We start from the raw sequence: 23,321 nt of genomic DNA, 5'->3' as shown, positions 1-23,321 counted from the left end.
GCAGGCTCCTATTGGTCGGGTCGGCCCACTCATCCGTGGCCGACCGGGACCCTGATGCAGATACCCGGTGGCGCCTGTTCTCACACCGTTTGTACTCCTCCCGTTCCCGGTGACCAGCGGAACCTGCCCGCTGTCTGACCGCTTGTGGCGGGGGGTGCGAGCGGGCCACGCGGGTGCCGGGTGTCGATGCGGTCTTCCATCATCCGGCGGCCGCTCCCGGCGTGAGACCGGGCGGTTCGTGCCCGCCTGACCGGTTCGATGCCCTCGGGTTGATCACATTCACCCGTTCGCCGCCTGCGAAGTGGATAGTACGTATGTTCGAATGATCGAATGGAACGACGTAAGCACTGGTGGAACGGGACCTGGGGCCGACTGGCCCGGCAGGACGTGTACGTGTACGAAGATGGCGGCCGATGGCTGGTGGAGGCGCGCGAGGGTGGCGCCGAGGGGCGCAGCCGGTGGTACGAGTACGCCGATGAGGACGCCGCGCTGGAGTGCGTCCGTGGCCTGCTTAACGACAGTCCCCACTGGCGGCAGATGAGCTGAGTCGCTCCAGCGGGTCTGTGCGCAACAACGTTGCGTCAGGCGCCAATCTACGCAACAAATCGCCGTGAACGCGCAAGGCGACATCATGGTCATCGGCTGCTCAGCGCCCTTACATTCGAGCGGAATGGCGGGGAATGAGCGACCGGGCACCAGCCCGGCCTGTGCGGTGAGTGAAAATTGCCTCTTCCCGGCACTTGTCGGAACTGCGCAAAGCCGGAGCGTGGCCAAGCGCTGGACGAAGGAGGTGCGCCCGATGACGGCTGTCGTCCCTGACTTCACGACCGAGGCGGTCGCCGAGGCCGAGCGCTGGACCGCGCACAACTACCACCCGCTGCCGGTGGTCGTCGCCGACGCCGAGGGTGCGTGGGTGACCGACGTCGACGGGCGCCGGTACCTGGACTGCCTCGCCGGCTACTCCGCCCTGAACTTCGGTCACCGGCACCCGGCGCTGATCGGCGCCGCCCGGGAACAGCTCGACCGGGTCACGCTCACCAGCCGCGCGTTCCTGCACGACCAGTTCGGCCCGTTCTGCCGCGAGCTGGCGAAGCTGACCGGCATGGACCTGGTGCTGCCCATGAACACCGGCGCCGAGGCGGTCGAGACCGCGATCAAGGTCGCCCGCAAGTGGGGGTACCGCGCCAAGGGCGTACCCGACGGGCAGGCCACGATCGTGGTGGCCGAGAACAACTTCCACGGGCGCACCACCACGATCATCAGCTTCTCCACCGACCCGGACGCCCGCCGCGACTTCGGCCCGTACACGCCGGGGTTCAAGGTCGTTCCCTACGGCGACCTGGCGGCGATGGCGGCCGCCATCGACGACACCACCGTCGCGGTACTCGTCGAGCCGATCCAGGGTGAGGCCGGCGTCCTCGTGCCGCCGGCGGACTACCTGCCCGGCATCCGCCGGCTGTGCACCGAGCGCAACGTCCTGATGATCGCCGACGAGGTGCAGTCCGGGCTAGGTCGCACCGGCGCCACGTTCGCCTGCGAGCACGAGGGCGTCAAGCCCGACATGTACGTGCTGGGCAAGGCGCTGGGCGGCGGTGTCGTGCCGGTGTCCGCGGTCGCGTCGAGCCAGGCCGTGCTGGGCCTGCTGCGCCCCGGCGAGCACGGCTCCACCTTCGGCGGCAACCCGCTCGCGTGCGCGGTCGGCCGCGCCGTCATCGCCCTCCTGGAGACCGGGGAGTACCAGCAGCGCGCACGGGAGCTGGGTGAGCGGCTGCACGAGGGCCTCCGCGCGCTCGTCGGGCACGGCGTCACCGCGGTCCGCGGCCGGGGTCTGTGGGCCGGTGTGGACATCGACCCCGACCTGATGACCGGGCGGCAGGCGTGTGAGCGGCTCGCGGAGCGCGGGATCCTGGCCAAGGACACCCACGGCTCGACGATCCGCCTCGCCCCGCCGCTCGTCGTCACGCCCGAGGAGATCGACATGGTCGTGGCGGCCATCGCCGGGATCCTGCGCGGCTGAGCTCAGCGCGGGCCCGTCGTGCCGGCGCGGCAGGCGTACTCCCATTCGGCCTCGGTCGGCAACCGGTACCCGTCGGCGGAGGTGTCCCACTCGACGCCCTCGCCGTCGGCGTGGAGGTCGTACGCGGGAGTGAGGCCGTCGCGCCGGGACAGGGCGTTGCAGAACCGGACCGCGTCCCACCAGGAGACGCCTTCGACGGGTAGCCGGTCTCCCCGGGACGCGCTCGGCTGCTCGCCGGTGACCTGCGCGTACTGCGCCTGGGTGACCGGGAACGCCGCGAGCTGGTACGGGGCGAGCTCGACCGACCAGCGGCGCTGCGTTCGTCGGTCCGACAGCGTCACCCGCCCGGCCGGGATGGCGGTCAGCACGTTCCCTGTGGTCACGTCCACGTTTCCTGAAGGTACGTTGTGTGTTAGCGAGACATTTCCATTAATCAATATGCGCTCCTAACCTGGGATGACATCGTGTGACAGCCGTCACATATTGATCCCCGTGGGAGCGCACCGATGCGTAGACCTCGCCTCGCCACAGCCGCCCTCGCCGTTGCCGTCGCCGCCGCGGTGGCCGCGGCCATCCCACTGACCGCGCACCCGGCCCGGGCCGCCGGTGGCCTCACCCGGACAACCGGATTCGGGACGAATCCGGGAGCGCTGAACATGTACAGCTACCTGCCGGCCAACCTGCCCGCGCACGCGCCCCTCGTGGTGGCGCTGCACGGCTGCACGCAGTCCGCCAACGACTACTACAGCCACTCCGGCTGGCCCAAGTACGCCGACCTGTGGGGGTTCGCGCTCGTCTTCCCCGAGCAGCCGTCCATGACCAGTCCCATCATGAACTGCTTCGACTGGGGCACGCCGTCCAACGACACCCGGGGTAACGGCGAGGCCCTGTCGATCTACCAGATGGTGCAGTATGCGATCTCCCACTACGGCGTGGATCCGAACCGGGTCTATGTCACCGGGCTGTCCGCCGGCGCCGGCATGACCTCCGACCTGCTCGCGGACTACCCGGACGTGTTCGCCGCCGGATCGATCGACTCCGGCCCGCCGGCGCAGTGCTCCACCAGCGGCATCATGGGTACGAGCTGTACCACGGCCAACACCAACAACAAGACCCCGCAGCAGTGGGGTGACCTCGTGCGCGGCTCCTACCCCGGCTACCACGGGCCGTGGCCGAGGGTCGCGATCTGGCAGGGCACCGCCGACACCATGGTCGCGCCGGTGGCGATGGCCGAGTCCCGCGACCAGTGGACCAACGTGTGGGGCATCGGTCAGACGCCGTCCAGCCGGCAGTCGCTGCCCGGCGGCACCACGTTGAGCATCTACAACGACGCCCACGGGACACCGGCCGTCGAGACGTACGAGATCTCCGGCATGAAGCACGGCCTGGCCGTCCACCCCGGGTCAGGTGTCGACCAGTGCGGCGCCGCCGCGCAGTACTACCTCGACTACATCTGCTCCAGCTACCACACCGCGAAGTTCTTCGGTCTCGACGGCGGGTCACCGGCGCCCGGTCCGACCCCGCCGACCCCGTCGCCGACCGCCAGCCCGACCTCGTCCCCGCAGCCGTGCTTCACCGCGGACAACTACCGCCAGACGGCCGCCGGCCGGGCCCACCAGAGCCTCGGGTACGTGTACGCCAACGGCTCCGACCAGCCCATGGGACTGTGGAACACGCTCGTCGTCCACACCCTCAGGCAGACCGGGCCCGACTACTACGTCATCGCCGACGGCGAGTGTTGATCCCACGCGATCTTGGACACTTAGGAGGGCTATAGCCCCCGTAAGTGTCCAAGATCGCGAAGTTAAAGCGCGCGGTACGCGCCCTGGCTCGGCGCGACCACGAACGAGTCCGGCGGCGCGAAACCGGCCGCCTCGAAGGCCGACGCCACCGCCGACGCCACGGCGTCCGCGTCGGCCGCGTCCACGAGCGCGAGCACGCAGCCGCCGAACCCGCCGCCGGTCATCCGGGCCCCGTACGCCCCCGCCTTCAGCGCCGCCGACACGGCGGTGTCGACCTCCGGCACGGTGATCTCGAAGTCGTCCCGCATCGAGTCGTGCGAGGCGGTCAACAGCGGCCCGATGGCGGCGATGTCGCCGGTGCGCAGGATCTTCACGGTGTCGAGCACCCGCTGGTTCTCGGTGACGATGTGGCGCACCCGCCGCGCCGCGACCTCGTCCAGGCGGCCCAGCGCGTCGGGCAGTCCGGCCACGGAGACGTCCCGCAGGGCCGGTACGCGCAACGTCCGCGCGGAGGCTTCGCAGACCGCCCGGCGGTCGGCGTACTCGCCGTCGACGTGCCGGTGCGGCGCGTTGGTGTTGACGACCAGCACCGCGAGCCCGGCCGCGGCGACGTCGAACGGGATGTGTTCGACGGCGAGGGTGCGGCAGTCGAGGAAGAGCGCCTGCCCGGCCCGCGACAGCGTGGCGGCCGACTGGTCCATGATGCCGGTGGGCGCGCCCACGAACTCGTTCTCGGCGCGCTGGGCGAGCCGGGCCTGGTACTGGGCCGGCAGGGTGGCGCCGCCGAGGTCGACCAGCGCCGCCAGGACGGCGCACTCCATCGCGGCCGAGGACGACAGGCCGGCGCCGATGGGTACGTCGCTGGCGATGGCGATCCGCGCCGGCGGTACCTTCACGCCCGCTTCGTTCAGCGCCCACACGACTCCGGCGACGTACGCGGCCCAGTCGCTCACGCCGCCGGGCGACAGATTCTCCGGGCCGAACGAGACGGTCCCGTCGTGCCCCTCGGAGCAGACCGTCCAGCCGTCGTCCGCCGGCGCCACGGCCGCCGCGGTCACCTGGGGGAGGGCGAAGGGGAGCACGTATCCGGCGTTGTAGTCGGTGTGCTCGCCGATGAGGTTGGCCCGCCCGGGCGCGGCCCACACCGCCGCCGGCGCGGCGTCGAACCGCTCGCCGAAGAGTCGCGAAGCACGCTGCGCCGGGGTCACAGCGCCACCTCCCGCAGTCGCTGGGCGGCCTGCTCGGGCCGTACGTCGTTGATGAACACGCCCATCGCGGACTCCGAGCCGGCCAGGTACTTGAGCTTGCCGGGCGCCCGCTGGCTGCTGAACACCTGCAGGTGCAGGTAGGCGAGGTCCCGGTCGACGCGCACGGGGGCCTGGTACCACGCCGCGATGTAGGGCATCGGGAAGCCGAACAGCCCGTCGAGGCGACGCAGCACCTCCAGGTACACCGGGCCGAACGCGTCCCGCTCCGCACTCGACAGGGCCGGGATGTCGGGCACCTGGCGGCGCGGGTACAGGTGGATCTCGTACGGCCAGCGGGCGGTCGCGGGCACGATCGCCGTCCAGTGCTCGTTCTCCACCACCACCCGCTCGCCGGCCGCGCGCTCGGCGGCGAGCACGTCGGCGAACAGATTTCCATCCGTATGCCGCCGCGCGGACGAAAGCATCATCCGGGTGCGCGGCGTGACGAACGGGTACGCGTAGATCTGCCCGTGCGGGTGGTGCAGGGTGACCCCGATCGCCTCGCCCCGGTTTTCGAAGCAGAACACCTGCTCGACGTCGGGCAGCGCGCTCAGTTCGGCCGTCCGGTCGGCCCACGCTTCCAGCACCAGTCGCACGCGGGATGGCGTCAGCGACGCGAACGACGAGTTGTGGTCGGAGGTGAAGCACACCACCTCGCACCGGCCGCAGCCGTGCCTGACCTCGGTCAGCCCCGAGACGGATTCGAGGTCTCCCGCGCGATGGGAGAACGACGGGAACCGGTTTTCGAACACGACCACGTCGTAGTCGGCCGCGGGGATCTCGCTGGACCGGGTCGGTGTGGACGGGCACAGTGGACATTCGTCGGACGGCGGCAGGAACGTACGGGTCTGCCGGTGGGCGGCGATCGCGACCCACTCGTCGAGGATCGGGTCGTAACGGATCTCCGAGGCGGGCGGCGGCGGTGGCAGTTCGCGCCGGTCCCGCGCGTCGCGTACGGCGTCGTCGCGGTCGTCGAAGTAGATGAGTTCCCGGCCGTCGGCCAGGTGCGTGACGGTGCGTTTCACTCTTGCTCTCCCGGCACATCGGCGACGATGACCTCGCCGATGCGTTCACTCAGTTGTGCCCGCGCCTCGGCCGGCAGGCGCGAGTCGGTGACCAGTACGTCCGCGTCCTCCAGGGGCGCGATCGTGGCGATGCCCACGGTCTCCCACTTGGTGTGGTCGGCGAGGACGACCAACCGGCGGGCGGCGGCGACCAGCAGCCGGTTGGTGCCCGCCTCCATCAGGTTGGGCGTGGTGAACCCGGTGCGCGGACTCATCCCGTGTACCCCGAGGAACAGCACATCCACGTTCAGCGAGGCGATCGCGGCCTCGGCGACCGGGCCGGCGAGCGCGTCCGAGGGGGTGCGGATCCCGCCGGTGACGACCACCGTCTGGTCGGAGCGGCCGGAGCGGTAGAGCGCGTCGGCGACCGGGATCGAGTTGGTCACCACGGTCAGGCCGGGCACGTCGAGCAGGAGCGCGGCGAGCGCGGCGGTGGTGGTGCCGGCCGACAGTGCGACCGCCGTGCCCGGCTCGACCAGTTGCGCCGCCCGGGCCGCGATCGCGGCCTTCTCGGCGCGCTGACGGACCGATTTCGCGTCGAAGCCGGGCTCCTCGGTCGAGCCGGGGGCGGCGACCGTGGCGCCGCCGTGCACCTTGTCGACCAGCCCGCGCTCGGCGAGCGCCTCCAGGTCGCGGCGGATCGTCATGTCCGAGACGCCGAACTTCCGGACCAGCTGGCTGACCCGCACGCCGCCCTGGCGCCGGACGAGGTCCAGGATCGCCGACTGTCGCTGCTGCGCGAGCATGTCTACAGCTTCGAACGTATCCGCGCACAAGTCAACATAAGTCAACGGTACCCATGATCACGGAAACTTTTACGCGTTCCGGCACGGAAAAGTTTCCGTGATCATGGGGGTGGGGTCAGGGCCGCCAGGAGTCGTCGGTACCGACCGTGACCAGCCGCTGGGTGGCCCGCGACAGGGCCACGTAGAGCGTGCGTACGCCGGAACGCCCCTCCGCCCGGATCGCCGCGGGTTCGACGACGACCACGCCGTCGTACTCCATGCCCTTGGCCTCCAGGCTGCCCACCACCTGCAGCCGGTCGGAGTCGACCCCGCCGAGCCAGCCCGCGACCTCGTCCCGGGTGGCCATCGACGCGATCACGCCGACCGTGCCGGCGACCTCCGCGAGCACGTCGACGGTCGCGGCGCGGGTGGCCGCCGCCAACTCGGCCGCCGCCACCGCGCGGTCGATCGGCCGGACGCCCGACCGGCGGACCGCCGTGGGCAGCTCGATCCCCGGCTCGGCCCGCCGGATCACGGCCGCCGCCAGCTCGAAGATCTCGGCGGCGTTGCGGTAGTTGGTGGTGAGCGTGTACTCGTGCCGCCGCCGCGACCCGACCGCCGCGTCCATCGCGCGGGCGGCCTCGGCCGCGTCGGGCCACGCCGCCTGGGCCGGGTCGCCGACGATCGTCCAGCTCGCATGCCGGCCGCGCCGCCCGATCATCCGCCACTGCATGGGGGAGACGTCCTGCGCCTCGTCCACCACGACGTGGGCGTAGTCGCGGTAGTCCTCGGGCCGCTCCCGCTCCACCGCGCGCGCCGCGGCCATCCGGTCGGCGTACGTGGTGACCTCCCGGATGCCGTCGACGACATGGAAAGGATCTTTACGGGGCTTTTTGCGCGCGGGCGGCCCGCCCAGAAGGTCGTCCAGCTCATCGAGCAGCGCCACATCCGCCACCGTCCACTCACCCCCGGACTTCGCGTACGCGGCCGCCAGCCGATCGATCTCGCCGCGCGACAGGATCCCGTCGCCGTACCGGCGCAGCCGTCCCGGCTCGGCCAGCCAGCCCAGGACCGCCTGCGGGGTCACCACCGGCCACCACGCGCCCATGAACCGGATGAACTCGCTGCGCTCGGCGATCTCGGTGGCGAACTCCTCCCGGGGCTGCTGCCGGTGCGCCGGCAACAGCCCCATGCTCTGCCGCCACAGCGCGTCCAGCAGGTACCCGGCGGCTTTCGGGCGCACCGCGTTGCGCTTGGCGCCCGGCACGAGGATCGCGCGGCGCGCCTCGTCGAGGGCCCGACGGCCCAGTTCGAGCAGCTGTCCCCGGTAGAGCACCCGCAGCCGGTCGGGCGAGCCCGGCACCGCGTCCCGCGCCGCGCGCGCCAGTACCCGGGTCATCCGCAGCGAGCCCTTCACCGCGGCGATCCCGGCGCGGTCCTGACGGCTGGCGTTGACCTTCTCGACGACCTGGCCCAGCGACCGCAGGGTCACGGTGTCCTCGCCGAGCGAGGGCAGCACCCGGCTGACGTAGGAGACGAACACCTCCGACGGCCCGATGACCAGCACCCCGCCGCTTTCGAACCGGTTGCGGTCGGAGTACAGCAGGTACGCCGCCCGGTGCAGCGCGACCGCCGTCTTGCCGGTGCCGGGGCCGCCGCGCACGATCGTCACGCCGAGGGCGGGGGAGCGGATCGCCTCGTCCTGTTCGCGCTGGATCGTGGCGACGATGTCGCGCATGCCGCGGCCGGTGGCCCGGCTGAGCGTCGCGAGCAGCGCGCCGTCGCCGATGACCGGCATGGTGTCCGGTGCGGCCGCCGGGTCGAGCAGGTCGTCCTCTACGTCGAGGACGGTCTCTCCGGAGCTGCGGAGGGTACGCCGGCGGACCACGCCCATCCGGTCGGTGGGCGTGGCGCGGTAGAACGGGGCGGCGGCCGGCGCGCGCCAGTCGACCAGCAGCGACTCGTGCGCCTCGTCGCGCAGGCCGAGACGGCCGATGTAGCGGACCTCGCCGCCGGGCACCGCCGGCTCCACGGGGCTCTGGTACTCGTCGCTGCGGCGCGCGTCCGGGCCCAGGTCGAGGCGGCCGAACACCAGGCCCTCGTACTCCGCCTCCAGCGCGTGCCGGCGGCGCGCCGCGTGGAACACCATGGCGTCGCGCTCGACCAGCGCGCCGTACGTGCCCACCCGCGCCAGGCTGTAGCCGCTCTTCTCCGCCTCGGCGACGGTCCGGCGCAGTTCGTCGAGGCGGGTGTACACCCGGTCGACGTACCGTTGCTCGTTGTCGATCTCGGACTGGCGGATGGGGTCGGAGTCGGAAACAGGGGCGGACAAACGTGACTCCAGCGGTCGGGAACGGGCCATGGCGAGCGTACGCACTGCGGCGCCGTGACGGATCATTCGCCGGGCCGATGTCGCGGGTGCTTACGGTCAGTGACGCCGATCGGGAGTGCGATCGTCAGCCGACGGTCGTCTTCTCCTCCGGCTGTGTGCGATCGGCCTCCTCACGCGCGCGCCGGGTGGCCCGGCGTTTGAGGTACATCGTCGTGGCGAGCCCGGCGAGCAGCGCCACCACCAGGGCCAGCCAGGAGAAGCTACTGAGCCAGCGCTCCGCGGCCTGGCCGGCGAAGTAGATTACGAAGGTCGTGCCGTAGGCCCAGACTATGCCCCCGGCCGCATTGGCCAGCAGGAACTTCGGGTACGGCACGCGGAGCGCGCCCGCGAGCGGGCCGGCCAGGATGCGCAGCAGCGCCACGAACCGGCCGAAGAACACCGCCCACACGCCGTGGCGGGCGAAGGTGCGCTCGGCCTGGGCGAGGTGCTCCGGTCCGAAGTGGCGCGGGAAGCGGCGGCCGAACCGCTCCAGGACCGCGCGGCCGCCGCGGCGGCCCACCGCGTACCCGATCGAGTCGCCCACGATGGCGCCCAGCGCCGCGGCGAGGCCGACCAGCCACGGGTTGGTCAGGTGGGTGGCGGCGAGCAGGGCGGCACCGACCAGCGCGAACTCGCCAGGCAGCGGGATGCCCATGCTCTCGGCTCCGATGACGAGGCCGACCAGCGCGTAGATCGCGACAGGAGGAAGGCTGGACATCCATACCTGGACAAGGTGCACGGTCTCCCCCTCCTGCGGCGGTGGCCGCTGTTGTGCGGGAGTTTACGCGGGCCCGACCACGTGGGCCGGCCATCGCGAGGCTTCAGCCCGCACCGGCCTCCGGTCCGTGCGTCGACCTCAGGCCGCGTCGGCCGCGTCGGCCGCCTCGGCGGGCAGGGTGCGGCCTTTGCGGCGCTTGCGCCGCCGCGGATCGGTCGGCCCGTCGCCCGGCGGCAGCGTCGGCACGCCGCTCGCGCGCTGGCAGACCCGTGCGATGGCGCCGGTCACCTCGTCCGGGCACTCCAGCGGCAGCATGTGTCCGGCGTCGGGGCAGACCAGATGCTCCGCGTTGGGCAGCGCCCGCACGATCGTGTCCGCACAGTTGCTCGGCGTGAGCCGGTCCCGGCCGCCGACCAGCACGGCCGTGGGCAGCGTCGCCATGTGTACGAGCGCGTCGACCCGGTCCTGCTCCTCGAACCAGGGGCGGAAGCCGCCGATCGTGGTGAGCCGGGTGTTGCCGATCATGCCGGCGGTCAGCCGTACCGCCGACGGGTCGGCGATCCGCCCGAACCCGAGCCAGCGGATGCCGGGGGAGAGCACGGGCATGACGGTGCGGTGCAGGCGCCACGGCCCGGACCGGGCCAGCACGGCGGCGCCCGTGATCTCGAGCGCGCGTACGATCCGCGCGACGCCCGGGGCCAGTCCGTACGTGGTGTGCGCGGTGCCCTCCGCGGTCGTGCACATGAGCGCGACGCCGCCGACCCGGTGGGTGAACTCGACCGAGTGGCGGTGCGCGTACTCCATGATCGCCATGCCGCCCATCGAGTGGCCGGCGAGGATCACCTTGCCCTCGGGTACCCGCTCGTGAATCACCGCGTGCAGGTCGTCGGCGAGCTGGGCCAGGGTCGTGGTGGTACGCGGGCAGGCGGTGGAGCGGCCGTGCCCCCGCAGGTCGAATGCGACGATGCGCAGCGGGGCGCCCATCCGGGCCGGTAGGTCGGCGATCTGGCGGCGCCACAGCCGGGTGTCGCAGGTCCATCCGTGCAGGAGTACGACCGTCAATGAGCTGTTGGGGTCGCCGTACTCCGCGACGTGCAGGCGGACCCCGTCCGGCAGGGTGACCTTGGACTCGGCGGTGACCATGCCTACCGATACCCGGTCGGTACTCATAAGTAACAAGGTAAATAGTAAACGGGCAGATGGGTGATCACCGTCGCACTTTTGCCGGTTCGGGTTCTCCTGAGCCGACATGTGTCGGATCCTGGAAGGATGATTGGCGGCCCGCTGTCTGACGATTCCGCATTGAACCGTTCGGGCTCGACCCGCGACGCCACACCGCGACCGGCGTTCGACGCCGAGACGCCGTTGGCCCGGCTGTTGGCCGGCAACCAGCGGTTCGTCGCCGGGAAGCCGCGTTTCGGCCACCACGTCGACGCGCCGGGAGCGCGTACCACTCAGCACCGTCCGTGGGCCTGCGTCGTCGGCTGCCTGGACTCCCGGGTGCCCCCGGAGGCCGTGCTCGACCAGGACTTCGGTTCGGTCGTGGTGGTGCGCACCGGCGGGCACGTGCTCGACGAGGCGGGCATCGGATCGGTCGAGTTCGCCGTCTCCGTCTTCGAAGTCCCGCTCGTGCTGGTGCTCGGCCATCAGTACTGCGGCGCGGTCACCTCGGCCGTGCGCGCCCTCGACGGCGGCGACCACCCGGGCGGCGCGGTGGGCCGGCTGGTCGACGACATCGCGGCCGCCATCGATCCCACCGATGACCCGGCGCACCGGGTCGACCGGGCGATCGATCGCCACGTCGCCCGTACCGTGTCCGTGTTGTCGGAACTTGCATCGACGCGGGATCGCATCGCCGCGGGCACGCTCGAGATCGTCGGCGCCCGCTACCAGATCGACACCGGCCGGGTCACCGTTCTCGGTTAGGCGCCCGGCGCAAGATAGGCGCTCGGCACAAGTCGGATAGCGAGAGGCCCCACGGATATCCGTGGGGCCTCTCGCCGTGTCAGGGCCGGATCGACCGCTGGCTCAGCTCTCGCCGAAGACGCCGGCCTCGACCAGACGCTTCTCGGTGGCGTCCCAGCCGTGGTCGGGGTGCGCGGAGGCGAGGGCGCCCAGCTCGGCGCGGATCTTGGCGGCGTGGCCCGCGCCGGCCAGCGTCCGGATCTCCTCGACGAACGCCTCGGAGTCGGTGCGCAGGTGCACGGTCTTGCCGTTGGTCAGGTTACGCACGTAGGCGTTCTTGCCGTTGTTGAGGGGAATGAGGTACTTGAACTCACCCAGCACGCTCAGCGCACCCCCCGCGCCGGCCTGGCCAGCGCGGACGGAGGCGCGCGCGGTCTTCGAGGTGTTGCTCGCCACGGCGGGACTCCTTGCACAGAAGTTGGAAACAAAAAAACGGCAGCAGACGCCGAGGAAACTGTACACGACCGCAGTTGACGATCTCATCCTCGACAGTGCCGACCGGGCGTCCCGTCTTGCGTTACGCGCCGGTCACTAGTTACCTGAACAGGTGCCGGCCGTTAGATATTTCGTCACCAGGCGGGTCTAACCTCCACTGGCGCACAGCCGGCTCCGACGGCATCATGAACAACAAGTCCTTCCGAGATCGAGGTCGTAGGGGAAGACGCACCTCGGCTCCCGGGAGGTTCACCGTGCCAACACGTGGCGTCGTATACGTCCACTCGGCCCCGCTCGCCGTGTGTCCACACGTCGAGTGGGCGATAGCGCGCGTCCTCTCCGTGCCGGTGCGGCTGGAGTGGACCGCTCAGCCTGTCGAGCCCGGCGCTCGGCGGGCCGAGTCCACCTGGACCGGGCGGCCCGGCACCGGTGGCGAGCTCGCCGCCGCCCTGCGCCAGTGGCCCATGATCCGGTTCGAGGTGACCGAGGAGCCGAGCCCGGGCGTCGACGGCGAGCGCTACATGCACGTTCCCGGCCGCGGCCTGTTCCGCGCCGCGACCAGTGCAAATGGTGACATACAGCTCTCCGAGGACCGGGTACGCGCGCTGGTCGCCACGGCGGCCGGGTACGAGGCCCTCACCCACGCGCTGGACAAGGCGCTCGGCAGCCCGTGGGACGTCGAGCTGGAGCCGTACCGGCAGGCCGGCGAGGGCTGCCCCATGACGCTTCTCACGCGGGTCGGCTGAAATGGCGCCGGTCTGGTTGAGTGGGGTGCGTGCGTCCCCCCGCCACGATCGCAGTTCTCATCGCCTTGACCCTCGTCGCCGGATGCTCGAGGAGCACGACCCTCACCCCGGCCGGTCGTAACGCGTCCGCGAGCGCCTCGTCGAGCCCCAGCCAACCCTCCGACCCCGCCGCCCGGGCCGCCGCCCTCGTCGCGCGCTTCAGTGACGCCGACCTCGTCGGGCAGGTGCTGATGCCCTTCGCGTACGGCGCGGACGCCGGGAAGGTGAGCGCGGAGGCCGTCGCCGCCAACCGCAAGTACGCCGGTGTCGACACCCCGGCCGCGATGGTGCAGAAGTACCGGCTGGGCGGGCTGATCCTGATGAACCAGGCGGCCGCGGATCCGACGGCGAGCACCAACAAGACGACGAACATCGTGTCCGCGGCCCAGGTCCGGACCCTCACCGACGGCCTGCAGGCCGTGGCGACGAAGCTGCCGGGGTCGGCGCCCATGCTGATCGGCACCGATCAGGAGTACGGCGTGGTCAACCGGCTGCGCGACGGCATCACCCAGCTGCCGAGCGCGTCCGCCTTCGGGGCGGCCGGCGATCCCGCGCTGACCCGGCAGGCGTGGACCGCCGCCGGCGCGGACCTGCGGGCCATCGGCATCAACGTCGACCTCGCCCCCGACGCCGACGTGATCGGCCAGGGTGACGGCGTCATCGGGTCGCGCTCCTACGGCTCCGACCCGAAGGCGGTCTCCGACCAGGTCGCCGCGGCGGTGCAGGGCCTGCGCGACGCGGGCGTCGCGGCCACCTTGAAGCACTTCCCGGGGCACGGCCACACCAGCGGCGACAGTCATACCGAGCTACCGGTGCTCAACCAGTCCGCCGACGCGCTCGCCACCGGCGATCTGCCCCCGTTCACGGCCGGCATCGGCGCCGGCGCGGACCTGGTCATGTCCGGCCACCTGGACGTGCGCGCGATCGATCCGGGAGTGCCGGCGTCGTTCTCGTCCAAGGCTCTGATCGACCTGCTGCGCGGCCGGCTCGGGTTCAAGGGCGTGGTGGTCAGCGACGCGTTGAACATGGCGCCGGCGGAGAAGTACGCGCCGGGCGAGGCGGCGGTACGGGCGCTGGTCGCCGGCAACGACCTGCTGCTGATGCCACCCGATCTCGCGGCCGCCCAGGCCGGTCTCCTCGACGGCCTGCACAGCGGCCAGCTACCGAGGCAGCGCCTGGTGGAGGCGGCGACGAGGGTGCTGACCCTGCGGCTCACCCTGGGCGGGCGACCGCAGCCAGGCATGGCGGGAGTGAACGGCGCTGACCGCCAGGCCGCGGCCGCCAAGGTGGCTGCCGCCGCCGTGACGGTGCTGCGCGGCGGCTGCCAGGGCGCCCTGGTACGCGGGCCGGTCACCGTCACCTCGTCCAACGGGCGCGACCCGCAGCGGGCCTGGCTCACGGATGCCCTGCGCGCCCGGCATGTCACGGTGGTCCCGAGCGGGGGCACGGAGGTGCGGCTGGTGGGTTACGGCGACGCCGGTGCCGACCTCGATTCGAGCGCGGCCGTGACGGTGGCGATGGATCTGCCGCTCATCCTGGGGCAGTCGGCGTCGCCGGTCCTGCTGGCCACCTACTCGTCGACGAAGGTGTCGATGGACGCGCTCGCGGACGTGCTCGCCGGCGCGGCTCCGGCGCCCGGTCGCTCGCCGATCGAGGTGCCCGGCCTGCCCCGGTCGGCCTGCGTGGCCTGACCGTCCCCGCGCCGCTTAACTGTCCGTAGTGGACCGCCAGCCATTCGTGATAGTCTATCGCGCCTCCGCCCTTCCATAGAGGGCGACCAGGGCATACGTGGGCGCGAGGCGGGCCGTTGAGCTGACGGAACGTCCACCGTCGCGCGGCGAGCGTGTTGAGGTGGAGATGGCGGTCGGACACCACCCGGACCGAGCGGCGCCGGTCCGGAACAGCTCGGCATGGATGTGGTTCACGGGCACCGGCGTCGTGGTGACCGCCGGGTACTACGTCCTCCCGCACCTCGGGGTGCCGGGGGTGGCGCAGAGCCTCATCTTCATCGGGGTCTCGACGGCCGCCGCCCTGGCGCTCCTTGCCGGCACGGTCCTCAACCGGCCGGCGTCCCGGTTCCCGTGGCTGGTGCTGGCCGCCGCGCAGGGCATGTACTCGATCGGCGACACCGTCTACTTCATCCTGCACACCGTGCTGCACCGCGAGGACTATCCGGACCTCGCCGACGTGTTCTACCTCCTGCAGTACCCGCTGATCTGCTGGGCCCTGGTGATCTTCATTCGCCGGCGGACCCCCGGCCGCGACCGGATCGCCCTCATCGACGCCGGCGTGCTCGCCGTGCCGACCGGCATGGTCGCCTGGATCTTCGTGATCAGCGCCCAGGGCGGTGGCGAGGGATCGCTGCCGGCGCGGCTCGTCTCCGCCGCCTACCCGACGATGGACCTGCTCGTGCTGGCCGTCGCGCTGCGGCTGGTGCTGGGCGTCGGTACCCGGACCGCCGCGTACCGGCTGCTCGTCGCCAGCCTCACCCTCCAGCTCGTCGCCGACATCCTGTACGTGCTGACCAAGGACACGTACAAGGACGGCAGCCTGATCGACTCGCTCTGGTTCGGGGCGTACTTCCTGCTCGGCGCCACGGCGCTGCACCCGTCGATGCGGTCGCTGGACCGGCGGTCGGCCCGTACCGTGGTCATCCCGAGCCGCGGCCGGCTGATCCTGCTCGCCGCCGCGTCGCTGCTTCCGCTCGTCGTGATGGTGGTGCAGCACAGCGACGCCCATGTGGTCGCCACGGCCATCGCCGGCGGTGTCACGTTCCTGCTGATCATGGCGCGGATGTCCGAACAGGCCGCCGAGGAGCGGGTCCTGGCCATCCGCGACGGGCTCACCGACGCCTACTCCAGCGACTTCGTCGCAGAGACGATGCAGACCGAGTGCGAACGCGCCTTCTTCGTACGCGGTGAGCTGGCGGTCCTGCTGGTCGGCGTCGACAACCTCAAACTCATCAACGCCATGTACGGCAACAACGGCGGCGACCTGGTGCTGCACGAGGTCGCCGCGCGGCTGCGGACGGCGGGCCGGCCGGGCGACGTGGTGGCGCGCTGGGAAGGCGACACGTTCCTCGTGCTGCTGGCGGGCACACCGCCGCGCCACGCGATCCAGCTCGCCGAGCGCATGCGCGAGGGGGTCTCCGCCGACCACGTCGACATCGGCGACGAGACGCGCGTCCGGGTGACCGTCTCCATCGGCGTGGGCACGATGCCCGCCGAGGGCGTGTCGGCACGGGAGCTGGTACGCGCGGCCGACCAGTGGCTGTACGCGGCGAAGCGGTCCGGGCGCAACCGCACGTACAGCCGCACCGGGCCGGTCGCCGAGGCGCCGCTCGCCGCGCCCGTCCCGTACCAGCCCTACGGCCCGCAGCAGGGCGCGGTGCCGCGCCCGCGCTGAACCGGTCCGCCAAAGGGTGCGGGCCCGGCAGCGCAGTCCGCGCTGTCGGGCCCGCATCGAGGCATCGACGTGCTTACAGCGGAATGTTGCCGTGCGCGCCGCGCGCGGCCGGGGCGGCCGCCAGTGCCTCCGCGATCCGCCGCCGGGTCTCGGTCGGCTTCACCACGTCGTCGACGACGCCGATCTCCAGCGCCCGGTTGACTCCGCCGGCCACCCGGGTCTGCTCGTCGATCAGCTGGGCGCGCAGCGCTTCGCGCTCGTCGGGTGCGGCCGCGGCGAGCTTCTTGCGGTGCAGGATGTTGACCGCGGCCGAGGCGCCCATGACGGCGACCTCGACGTTGGGCCAGGCGAAAACGGCGGTGGCGCCCAGCGACCGGGAGTTCATGGCGATGTAGGCGCCGCCGTAGACCTTGCGGGTGATCAGCGTGACCCGCGGCACGACGGCCTCGGCGAAGGCGTGCAGCAGCTTGGCGCCGCGGCGGACCACGCCGTCCCACTCCTGGCCCACGCCGGGCAGGTAGCCGGGTACGTCGACCACGACGATCAGCGGCACGCCCAGCGCGTCGCACATCCGCACGAACCGGGCCGCCTTCTCCGCGCTGGCGGCGTCGAGGCAGCCGCCCAGGCGCATCGGGTTGTTGGCGATCACCCCGACAGTGCGGCCGCCGAAGCGGCCCAGGGTGGTGACGATGTTGGGCGCCCACTTGGCGTGCAGCTCCACGCCGGGAGCGTCCAGCAGCGCCTTGACCAGCGGCTTGACGTCGTAGGCGCGGTTGGCCTGCTCGGGCAGCAGCGCGCCCAGGTCCACGTCGTCGGCGACGTCGGCGGGCTCGATGCGGCCCTGCCGGCCGAGCAGCGAGGCCAGCTCGCGGGCCTTGGCCAGCGCCGAGTCGTCGTCCTTGGTGGTCACGTGCACCACGCCGGAGCGCCGGCCGTGCGGCTCGGGGCCGCCCAGCCGCTCCATGTCGACCTGCTCGCCGGTGACGCTGCGCACCACCTCGGGGCCGGTGACGAAGATCCGGCCGGCGTCCGACATCACCACGATGTCGGTCAGCGCCGGGCCGTAGGCGGCGCCGCCGGCGGCCGGGCCGAGCACCACCGAGATCTGCGGTACCCGCCCGGAGGCGCGCACCATCGCGGCGAAGACCTGCCCGACCCCGTCCAGCGCGACGACGCCCTCGGCGAGGCGCGCCCCGCCGCAGTGCCACAACCCCAGCACCGGCACCCGCTCGCGCACGGCGGTGTCGATGGCGTCGACGATGTGCCGGCAGCCCTCGAGGCCCATCGCGCCGCCCATGCGGGTGGCGTCGGTGGCGAACGCGACCGACGGGGTGCCGTCGATCTCACCGCGGGCGGCCAGGACGCCGGAGTCGTCCCGCGGCATGAGCAGCCGCAGCGTGCCGTCGTCGAACAGCGCCCGAAGCCGCACCTCGGGATCGCGGTAGTCGACCGCCGGTGTATCAGCAGAAGTCGATGTCAGGGTCATGGGTCCTCCGGTTCAGGCGCGAGTGAAGATCAACGCCGCGTTGTGGCCCCCGAAGCCGAACGAGTTGTTGAGCGCGGCGGGGATCTCCATGTGGCGCGCCTTGTGGGCGGCCACGTCGAGGTCGACTCCGTCGTCGGGGTCGTCGAGGTTGATGGTCGGCGGCACCACGCCGTGGTGGATGGCGAGGACGGTGGCGATCGACTCGACCGCGCCGGCCGCGCCGAGCAGGTGCCCGGTCATCGACTTGGTCGAGGTGACCACCGGGTGGTCACCGATCACCGTACGAAGCATGGTGATCTCCGGGATGTCACCGACCGGGGTGGAGGTGGCGTGCGCGTTGACGTGCACGATCTCCGCCCCGTCGACGCCGGCGTCCTTGAGCGCCTTCGCGACCGCCCGCGCGGCACCCGCGTGGCTCGGCTCCGGCTGGACGATGTCGAATCCGTCCGAGGTCATGCCGGCACCCGCGAGACGGGCGTACACCTTGGCGCCGCGCGCCCGGGCGAGGTCGGCGCGTTCGAGTACGACGATGCCGGAGCCCTCACCGAGCACGAAGCCGTCGCGGCCCCGGTCGAACGGGCGGGACGCCTTCTCCGGCTCGTCGTTGCGGGTCGACATGGCCCGCATCGACGCGAAGCCGGCGATCGGCAGCGGGTGGATGACCGACTCGGTACCGCCCGCGATCACCACGTCGGCCCGGCCGGACCGGATCATGTCCAGCGCCCAGGCGATCGACTCCGAACCGGTGGCGCAGGCGCTCGTGGGCGAGTGCACGCCCGCCCGGGCCTTGAACTCCAGGCCGATCCAGGCCGCCGGCCCGTTGGGCATGAGCATCGGTACGGTGTGCGGCGACACCCGCCGCGGTCCGCTGGCTTCGAGAATGTCGTCCTGGGCGAGCAGGGTGGTGGCGCCGCCGATGCCGGTCCCGACGACCACGCCGAGGCGCTCCGGGTCGAGGTTGGCGTCGGCGAGCCCCGAGTCGGCCCACGCCTCGCGGGCGGCGACCAGGGCGACCTGCTCCGAGCGGTCCATCCGCCGGGCCTGCACCCGGTCGATGGTCGGCTCCACAGCGAGCTGGGCGGCGATGCGTACCGGCAGCTGCGCCGCCCACTCCTGGGTCAGGGCGCTGACCCCGGAGCGGCCGGCGAGCATGGCGTCCCAGGTCGACGCGACGTCCCCGCCCAGGGGGGTCGTCGCGCCGAGCCCGGTGACTACAACCTCAACGGTCACGCCTGCGCCTTCGAGATGTACGACACGGCGTCGCCCACCGTCTTGAGGTTCTGCACCTCGTCGTCCGGGATCTTCACGCCGAACTTCTCCTCGGCCGCCACCACGACCTCCACCATCGACAGCGAGTCGACGTCGAGGTCCTCGGTGAACGACTTCTCCTCGGTGACGTCGTCGGGGTTGACCCCGGCTACCTCTTCGAGGATCTCGGCGAGGCCGGCAACGATCTCGTCACGGGTCATGGGGTTTTACTTCCTTCCTGATGTGGAACGCCTGGTGAGCGCGTTACGGGCAGCGGACGACCTGTCCGGCATACGTGAGGCCGCCGCCGAAGCCGAACAGTAGTACCGGGGAACCCGAAGGCACCTCGCGCCGTTCGATCAACTTGGACAGGGCCAGCGGCGTGCTCGCCGCGGAGGTGTTGCCCGACTCGACGATGTCCTTGGCGACGATCGCGTCGGGCAGGTTGAGCCGCTTGGCTATGCCCTCGATGATGCGGGCGTTGGCCTGGTGGCAGACGAGCGCCTTGATGTCGCCGGGCTCGTACCCGGCGCGCTTGATCGCCTCGAGCGCCAGCGGCGCGAGCGCGGTCGTGGCCCAGCGGAAGACCTGCTGGCCCTCCTGCTGGATGTACGGCCGCCAGCCCTCGATGCGTACCGCGTCGCTGCGCTCCGGCACCGAGCCCCAGAGCACCGGGCCGACGCCGGGCTGCTCGCCCTCGCCTACCGCGGTGACCACCGCGGCGCCGGCGGCGTCGCCGAAGAGGATGCAGGTGGAGCGGTCGGTCCAGTCGGTGAAGTCGGACAGCTTCTCGGCGCCGATCACGATCGCGTTGCGGGCCGAGCCGGCGCGGATCGCGTGGTCGGCGGTGGCGAGCGCGTACGAGTAGCCGGAGCAGGCCGTGTTGATGTCGTAGGCGGCCGGCGCGTTGATGCCGAGCTTCGCCGCCACCCGGCACGCGACGTTGGGGGAGCGGTCGACCGAGGAGCAGGTGGCGACGACGACGAGGTCGATGTCGCCGGCGGTGAGGCCCGAGTTGGCGAGGGCCTTGTCCGCGGCGGCCGCGGCCATGTCGGCGACCGTCTCGGTGTCGGCGATGCGGCGGGTGACGATGCCGACCCGGTCGCGGATCCACTGGTCGTTGGTCTCGACCATCTGGGCCAGGTCGTCGTTGGTCAGTACGCGGGCGGGCTGGTAGTGCCCCATGGCGATGATCCGGGAACCGGCGGCGGGTTGGATCACAGTTATGCCTCTCTGGAGCAGCGTGCTTGCTCGATCACGGACGATGCCTTTCGTTGGCGGCCGCGCGGCCTTGGCGGCTTCTGCGCGGCGCTGGCGGCTCTGCGCGGCTCTGGCAGCCTCTACAGGAGGCCGCCGATGCGGGCGACGGGCTGGCCGGGAGCGACCGGGTCGTCAGGGTGGGCGAGCCACTCGGTGAGCGTGCCCGCCTCGTGGGCGGTCACCTCGACCGCGCCCTGGCGGGTGGTCACGTGGCCGATCACCTGGCCGGCACGCAGGTCGACGCCCTCGGCCAGGCCGTCGGCCGGGGTGAAGGTGCCGGCGGCGGTCACCACGACGACGTGGAACTGCGGGCTCGGCTCGAAGCTGGGCGCGGCGCCGTGGCGGGCGATGGCGTCGCGTGCCGCGGCCAGATCGTCCGGCGTGTTCACGGTGATGATCTCGATGCCCTTGAGCGCCCGCTTCGCCAGGCCGGCGAGCGTGCCGGCGGGCGGAAGCTCGATGATCGCGGTGACGCCGATCTCGGCGAGCGTCTGCATGCACAGGTCCCAGCGCACCGGCGCGGTGACCTGTCGGACGAGCCGCTGCAGCATCGTGGGTCCGTGGTCGACCGCCGCACCGTCGCGGTTGGACAGCAGGATCCGCGACGGGGTACCCGTCGTGATGCCACCGGCCAGCGCGCCGAGGGCCTGCTCGGCGGGCGCCATGTACGGGGTGTGGAAGGCGCCGGCGACCGACAGCGAGATCAGGCGCGCCTTCGCGGGCGGCTCCGCCGCGAGCTTCTCCAGGCTGGCCAGCGCGCCGGCGGCGACCACCTGGCCGGCGCCGTTGCGGTTGGCCGGGTAGAGGCCGGCGGCTTCGATCGCGGCGAGGACCTCGTCGGCGTCGCCGCCGAGCACCGCGCTCATGCCGGTCGGTTCGAGGGCGCACGCCGCCGCCATCTCCCGCCCGCGGACCGCGGCGAACGTGATCGCGGCCTCGGGGCTGAGCACCTCGGCCAGCGCGGCCGCGGCCACCTCACCGATGCTGTGGCCGGCGACGACGCCCACGTCGTACATGGGGAGGTGTTCGGCGGCCAGCAGGGCGGCGGCGACCAGAAGCGGCTGGGTGCGCGCCGTGTCCTTGATCTCGTCGGCGTCCGCCTCGGTGCCGAGGTGGACGAGGTCGAGTCCGGCGAGCGCCGACCACCAGCGCAGGCGGGCCTCGGCACCGGGGAGTTCGAGCCACGGGGTGAGGAAGCCAGGCTTCTGGGACCCCTGTCCAGGGGCTAGTACGGCGAGCACGCCTATGACTGTTCCGGATAGTCCGGCCTTGTGGAGGTAACGCAAGCGACCAAAGTCGACGACATCTTTTGGAGGAAACCTCCAAAAGATGTCGTCCGATTCCTTGCGATAGCGGCTGATCTTACGCCGCGTGACGTGAAACTAACTCACCGTTGGCGGGAGAGGCGGAGCGGCTGAGGGATCCAGCCTCCCGACCGTCAGGGCGATGCGCAACGCGAACGCGTCACGGGCCGACAGCGGCGTGAATCCCGTCACCTCGCCGATGCGGCGCAGCCGGTACCGGACGGTATTGGGGTGGACGTACAGCGCGCGCGCCGCGCTTTCGAGCACGCCGCCGGCGGCGAAGAACGCCTCGAGCGTGTCGAGCAGTTCGCCGCCGGCCCGGACCAGTGCCCCGTACACGTCCTGGCGCAGGATGCGCCGCGCCTCGGTGTCGCCGGCGAGCGCCCGCTCGGGGAGCAGGTCGCCCGCGGACACCGGCCGGGGCGCCGCCGGCCAGGCGGGGGCGGCGCGGTACCCGGCGAGGGCGGCGCGCGCCGACTCGGCGGCCTCGTCGAGGCTCGGTACGGCCGGCCCGACGACAACCGGGCCGTCGCCGAAGCCGGCGAGCAGCAGGCTGGTCGCCGCGAGCGGGTCGCTGGCGCCGCCGAGCACGACCACGAGGCGGTCGCCGTGCACGCCGCCGAGGATCTCCACCCCGATCCGCCGGGCCGCCCGGTACACGGTGTGCAGCACCATCGCCGCCTCGCCGCCGGGCGAGCGCCCGACCGCGACCGCGACCGGCGGCTTGTCGTCCCAGCCCAGCGCCGCGGCCCGGCTGGCGAGCACGTCGGAGGAGTCACCGCGCAGCAGCGCGTCCACGAGCAGCGCCTGCAGCCGGGCGTCCCACGCGCCGCGGGTCTCGGCGGCCCGCGCGTACACCCGGGCGGCGGAGAAGGCGATCTCGCGGCTGAAGCGCAGGATCGCGTCCTGGATGTCCTGCTCCTCGCCCGGGGCGGCCAGGTGCGGCACCTGCTCTTCGGTCACCTCGATGGTGACTTTGATGAGCTGGACGGTCTGCTGGAGGTTGATGGAGCGCGCCAGCGCCCGGGGCGCCGCGTCGAAGACCTCGTCGGAGATCTCCTGGGGGCCGCTGCCGTCGGGCTCGCCGCGCCGGCGCAGCCACTGGACGAGCGACCGTACGCCGGCCTGCGCCACCAGCATGACCCAGGCGCGATGGTCGGCGGGCAGCTCGCGGAACCAGGGGAGGACCTCGTCCATCCGCGCGACGCTCGCGGTCGCGAGCGCCCCGGCGGCCCGTTCGATGGCCCGGATGCTGGCCGCGAGCGGCAGGGCGTCGGCTCCCTCGCCGTCGGGCTGCTCCCCGGCCTCCACCACCTGCCTGGTCATGTCCGAAAGCTTGTCATGAGCCGCTGACCGGCGGGACGCCGGTGCTCTTGGAAGGTCCGTTCGGCGCGCGCTCCGGTACGACCCCCCGACACGCGGCGGCCGCCCCGGCCGGTTTCGATTCCGCGACCGACGAGTAAATATTGAAGTTCATTGACTTATAGGTAACCCGCTGTTAAAAAGTATGCGAGAGCGCTCTCTCAACTTGCCGGGCCATGTGGGAACA

The 23,321-nt window shown here is 72.0% G+C and carries 20 protein-coding genes and 1 pseudogene; 7 read left to right on the top strand and 14 right to left on the bottom strand.

What is annotated here, in order from left to right; translation table 11 throughout:
* The first annotated feature begins 330 nt into the window (after positions 1–330).
* Both HC031_RS14950 and rocD read left to right on the top strand, forming a co-directional pair.
* Positions 331–546, top strand: coding sequence for a hypothetical protein (locus tag HC031_RS14950; protein WP_167925912.1), 216 nt, complete (start codon positions 331–333; stop codon positions 544–546).
* 253 nt (positions 547–799) lie between these two features.
* Entirely contained in the window at positions 800–2,017 is a 1,218-nt protein-coding gene (gene rocD, locus HC031_RS14945; RefSeq protein ID WP_167925911.1) for an ornithine--oxo-acid transaminase, read from the top strand.
* A gap of 5 nt (positions 2,018–2,022) precedes the next feature.
* On the opposite strand, the pseudogene HC031_RS14940 reads toward rocD, so the two are convergent.
* Positions 2,023–2,406, bottom strand: a pseudogene (locus tag HC031_RS14940) (formylglycine-generating enzyme family protein); the annotation flags it as partial.
* A 117-nt stretch (positions 2,407–2,523) separates the two neighbouring features.
* Between HC031_RS14940 and HC031_RS14935 the strand changes: the two are divergent.
* A complete protein-coding gene (locus HC031_RS14935) occupies positions 2,524–3,759 on the top strand; it encodes an extracellular catalytic domain type 1 short-chain-length polyhydroxyalkanoate depolymerase (protein WP_167925910.1) in 1,236 nt (411 codons plus the stop codon).
* Positions 3,760–3,821: 62 nt separating this feature from the next.
* Here HC031_RS14935 and galK read toward each other — a convergent pair whose 3' ends face one another.
* The 6 genes from galK to HC031_RS14905 all read right to left on the bottom strand — a co-directional run bounded on the left by galK (position 3,822) and on the right by HC031_RS14905 (position 11,054).
* A complete protein-coding gene (gene galK, locus HC031_RS14930; protein ID WP_167925909.1) occupies positions 3,822–4,967 on the bottom strand; it encodes a galactokinase in 1,146 nt (381 codons plus the stop codon).
* Entirely contained in the window at positions 4,964–6,031 is a 1,068-nt protein-coding gene (gene galT / locus HC031_RS14925) for a galactose-1-phosphate uridylyltransferase (RefSeq protein WP_167925908.1), read from the bottom strand. Before galT ends, galK begins: the two co-directional genes overlap by 4 nt.
* Entirely contained in the window at positions 6,028–6,816 is a 789-nt protein-coding gene (locus tag HC031_RS14920) for a DeoR/GlpR family DNA-binding transcription regulator (protein WP_167925907.1), read from the bottom strand. Before HC031_RS14920 ends, galT begins: the two co-directional genes overlap by 4 nt.
* A 115-nt stretch (positions 6,817–6,931) precedes the next feature.
* Entirely contained in the window at positions 6,932–9,127 is a 2,196-nt protein-coding gene (locus HC031_RS14915; protein WP_420813637.1) for a HelD family protein, read from the bottom strand.
* Between the two features lie 124 nt (positions 9,128–9,251).
* Positions 9,252–9,905 carry a VTT domain-containing protein gene (locus HC031_RS14910; protein ID WP_167925905.1) on the bottom strand — a complete coding sequence of 218 codons (654 nt, stop codon included), beginning with the start codon at positions 9,903–9,905 and terminating at the stop codon, positions 9,252–9,254.
* 117 nt (positions 9,906–10,022) lie between these two features.
* Positions 10,023–11,054, bottom strand: a complete 1,032-nt coding sequence (locus tag HC031_RS14905) for an alpha/beta fold hydrolase (protein WP_240942524.1) — start codon at positions 11,052–11,054, stop codon at positions 10,023–10,025.
* Positions 11,055–11,186: 132 nt separating this feature from the next.
* On the opposite strand from HC031_RS14905, the gene HC031_RS14900 reads away from it, so the two are divergent.
* A complete protein-coding gene (locus HC031_RS14900; RefSeq protein WP_240942523.1) occupies positions 11,187–11,810 on the top strand; it encodes a carbonic anhydrase in 624 nt (207 codons plus the stop codon).
* Positions 11,811–11,912: 102 nt separating this feature from the next.
* On the opposite strand, the gene HC031_RS14895 is transcribed toward HC031_RS14900, so the two are convergent.
* Positions 11,913–12,245, bottom strand: coding sequence for a hypothetical protein (locus HC031_RS14895; RefSeq protein ID WP_167925903.1), 333 nt, complete (start codon positions 12,243–12,245; stop codon positions 11,913–11,915).
* A gap of 293 nt (positions 12,246–12,538) precedes the next feature.
* Between HC031_RS14895 and HC031_RS14890 the strand changes: the two genes are divergently transcribed.
* The 3 genes from HC031_RS14890 (at position 12,539) to HC031_RS14880 (ending at position 16,474) form a co-directional block, all read left to right on the top strand.
* Positions 12,539–13,030 (top strand): DUF3145 family protein, encoded by a 492-nt coding sequence (locus tag HC031_RS14890; protein ID WP_167925902.1) that lies wholly within the window; start codon positions 12,539–12,541, stop codon positions 13,028–13,030.
* 20 nt (positions 13,031–13,050) lie between these two features.
* Positions 13,051–14,760, top strand: a complete 1,710-nt coding sequence (locus HC031_RS14885) for a glycoside hydrolase family 3 N-terminal domain-containing protein (protein ID WP_167925901.1) — start codon at positions 13,051–13,053, stop codon at positions 14,758–14,760.
* A gap of 166 nt (positions 14,761–14,926) precedes the next feature.
* Entirely contained in the window at positions 14,927–16,474 is a 1,548-nt protein-coding gene (locus HC031_RS14880) for a GGDEF domain-containing protein (protein WP_240942543.1), read from the top strand.
* 73 nt (positions 16,475–16,547) lie between these two features.
* Here HC031_RS14880 and HC031_RS14875 read toward each other — a convergent pair whose 3' ends face one another.
* The 6 genes from HC031_RS14875 to HC031_RS14850 all read right to left on the bottom strand — a co-directional run bounded on the left by HC031_RS14875 (position 16,548) and on the right by HC031_RS14850 (position 23,098).
* Complete coding sequence (locus tag HC031_RS14875) at positions 16,548–17,960, bottom strand: acyl-CoA carboxylase subunit beta (protein ID WP_167925899.1); 1,413 nt, start codon at positions 17,958–17,960, stop codon at positions 16,548–16,550.
* A 12-nt stretch (positions 17,961–17,972) separates the two neighbouring features.
* Positions 17,973–19,190 carry a beta-ketoacyl-ACP synthase II gene (gene fabF, locus HC031_RS14870; RefSeq protein WP_167925898.1) on the bottom strand — a complete coding sequence of 406 codons (1,218 nt, stop codon included), beginning with the start codon at positions 19,188–19,190 and terminating at the stop codon, positions 17,973–17,975.
* On the bottom strand, positions 19,187–19,429 hold the full coding sequence (locus tag HC031_RS14865) for an acyl carrier protein (protein ID WP_167925897.1): 243 nt from the start codon (positions 19,427–19,429) through the stop codon (positions 19,187–19,189). The genes fabF and HC031_RS14865 overlap by 4 nt, the downstream gene beginning before the upstream one ends.
* 43 nt (positions 19,430–19,472) lie before the next feature.
* Positions 19,473–20,426, bottom strand: a complete 954-nt coding sequence (locus HC031_RS14860; protein ID WP_338090677.1) for a beta-ketoacyl-ACP synthase III — start codon at positions 20,424–20,426, stop codon at positions 19,473–19,475.
* A 122-nt stretch (positions 20,427–20,548) separates the two neighbouring features.
* Positions 20,549–21,709 carry an acyltransferase domain-containing protein gene (locus HC031_RS14855; protein WP_167925896.1) on the bottom strand — a complete coding sequence of 387 codons (1,161 nt, stop codon included), beginning with the start codon at positions 21,707–21,709 and terminating at the stop codon, positions 20,549–20,551.
* A 141-nt stretch (positions 21,710–21,850) separates the two neighbouring features.
* Positions 21,851–23,098 (bottom strand): PucR family transcriptional regulator, encoded by a 1,248-nt coding sequence (locus HC031_RS14850; RefSeq protein WP_167925895.1) that lies wholly within the window; start codon positions 23,096–23,098, stop codon positions 21,851–21,853.
* Between the last annotated feature and the right edge of the window lie 223 nt (positions 23,099–23,321).

This window comes from Planosporangium thailandense, from assembly GCF_011947195.1.
Lineage (GTDB): Bacteria > Actinomycetota > Actinomycetes > Mycobacteriales > Micromonosporaceae > Planosporangium > Planosporangium thailandense.
This window is presented reverse-complemented; position numbering and strand designations above follow the sequence as displayed.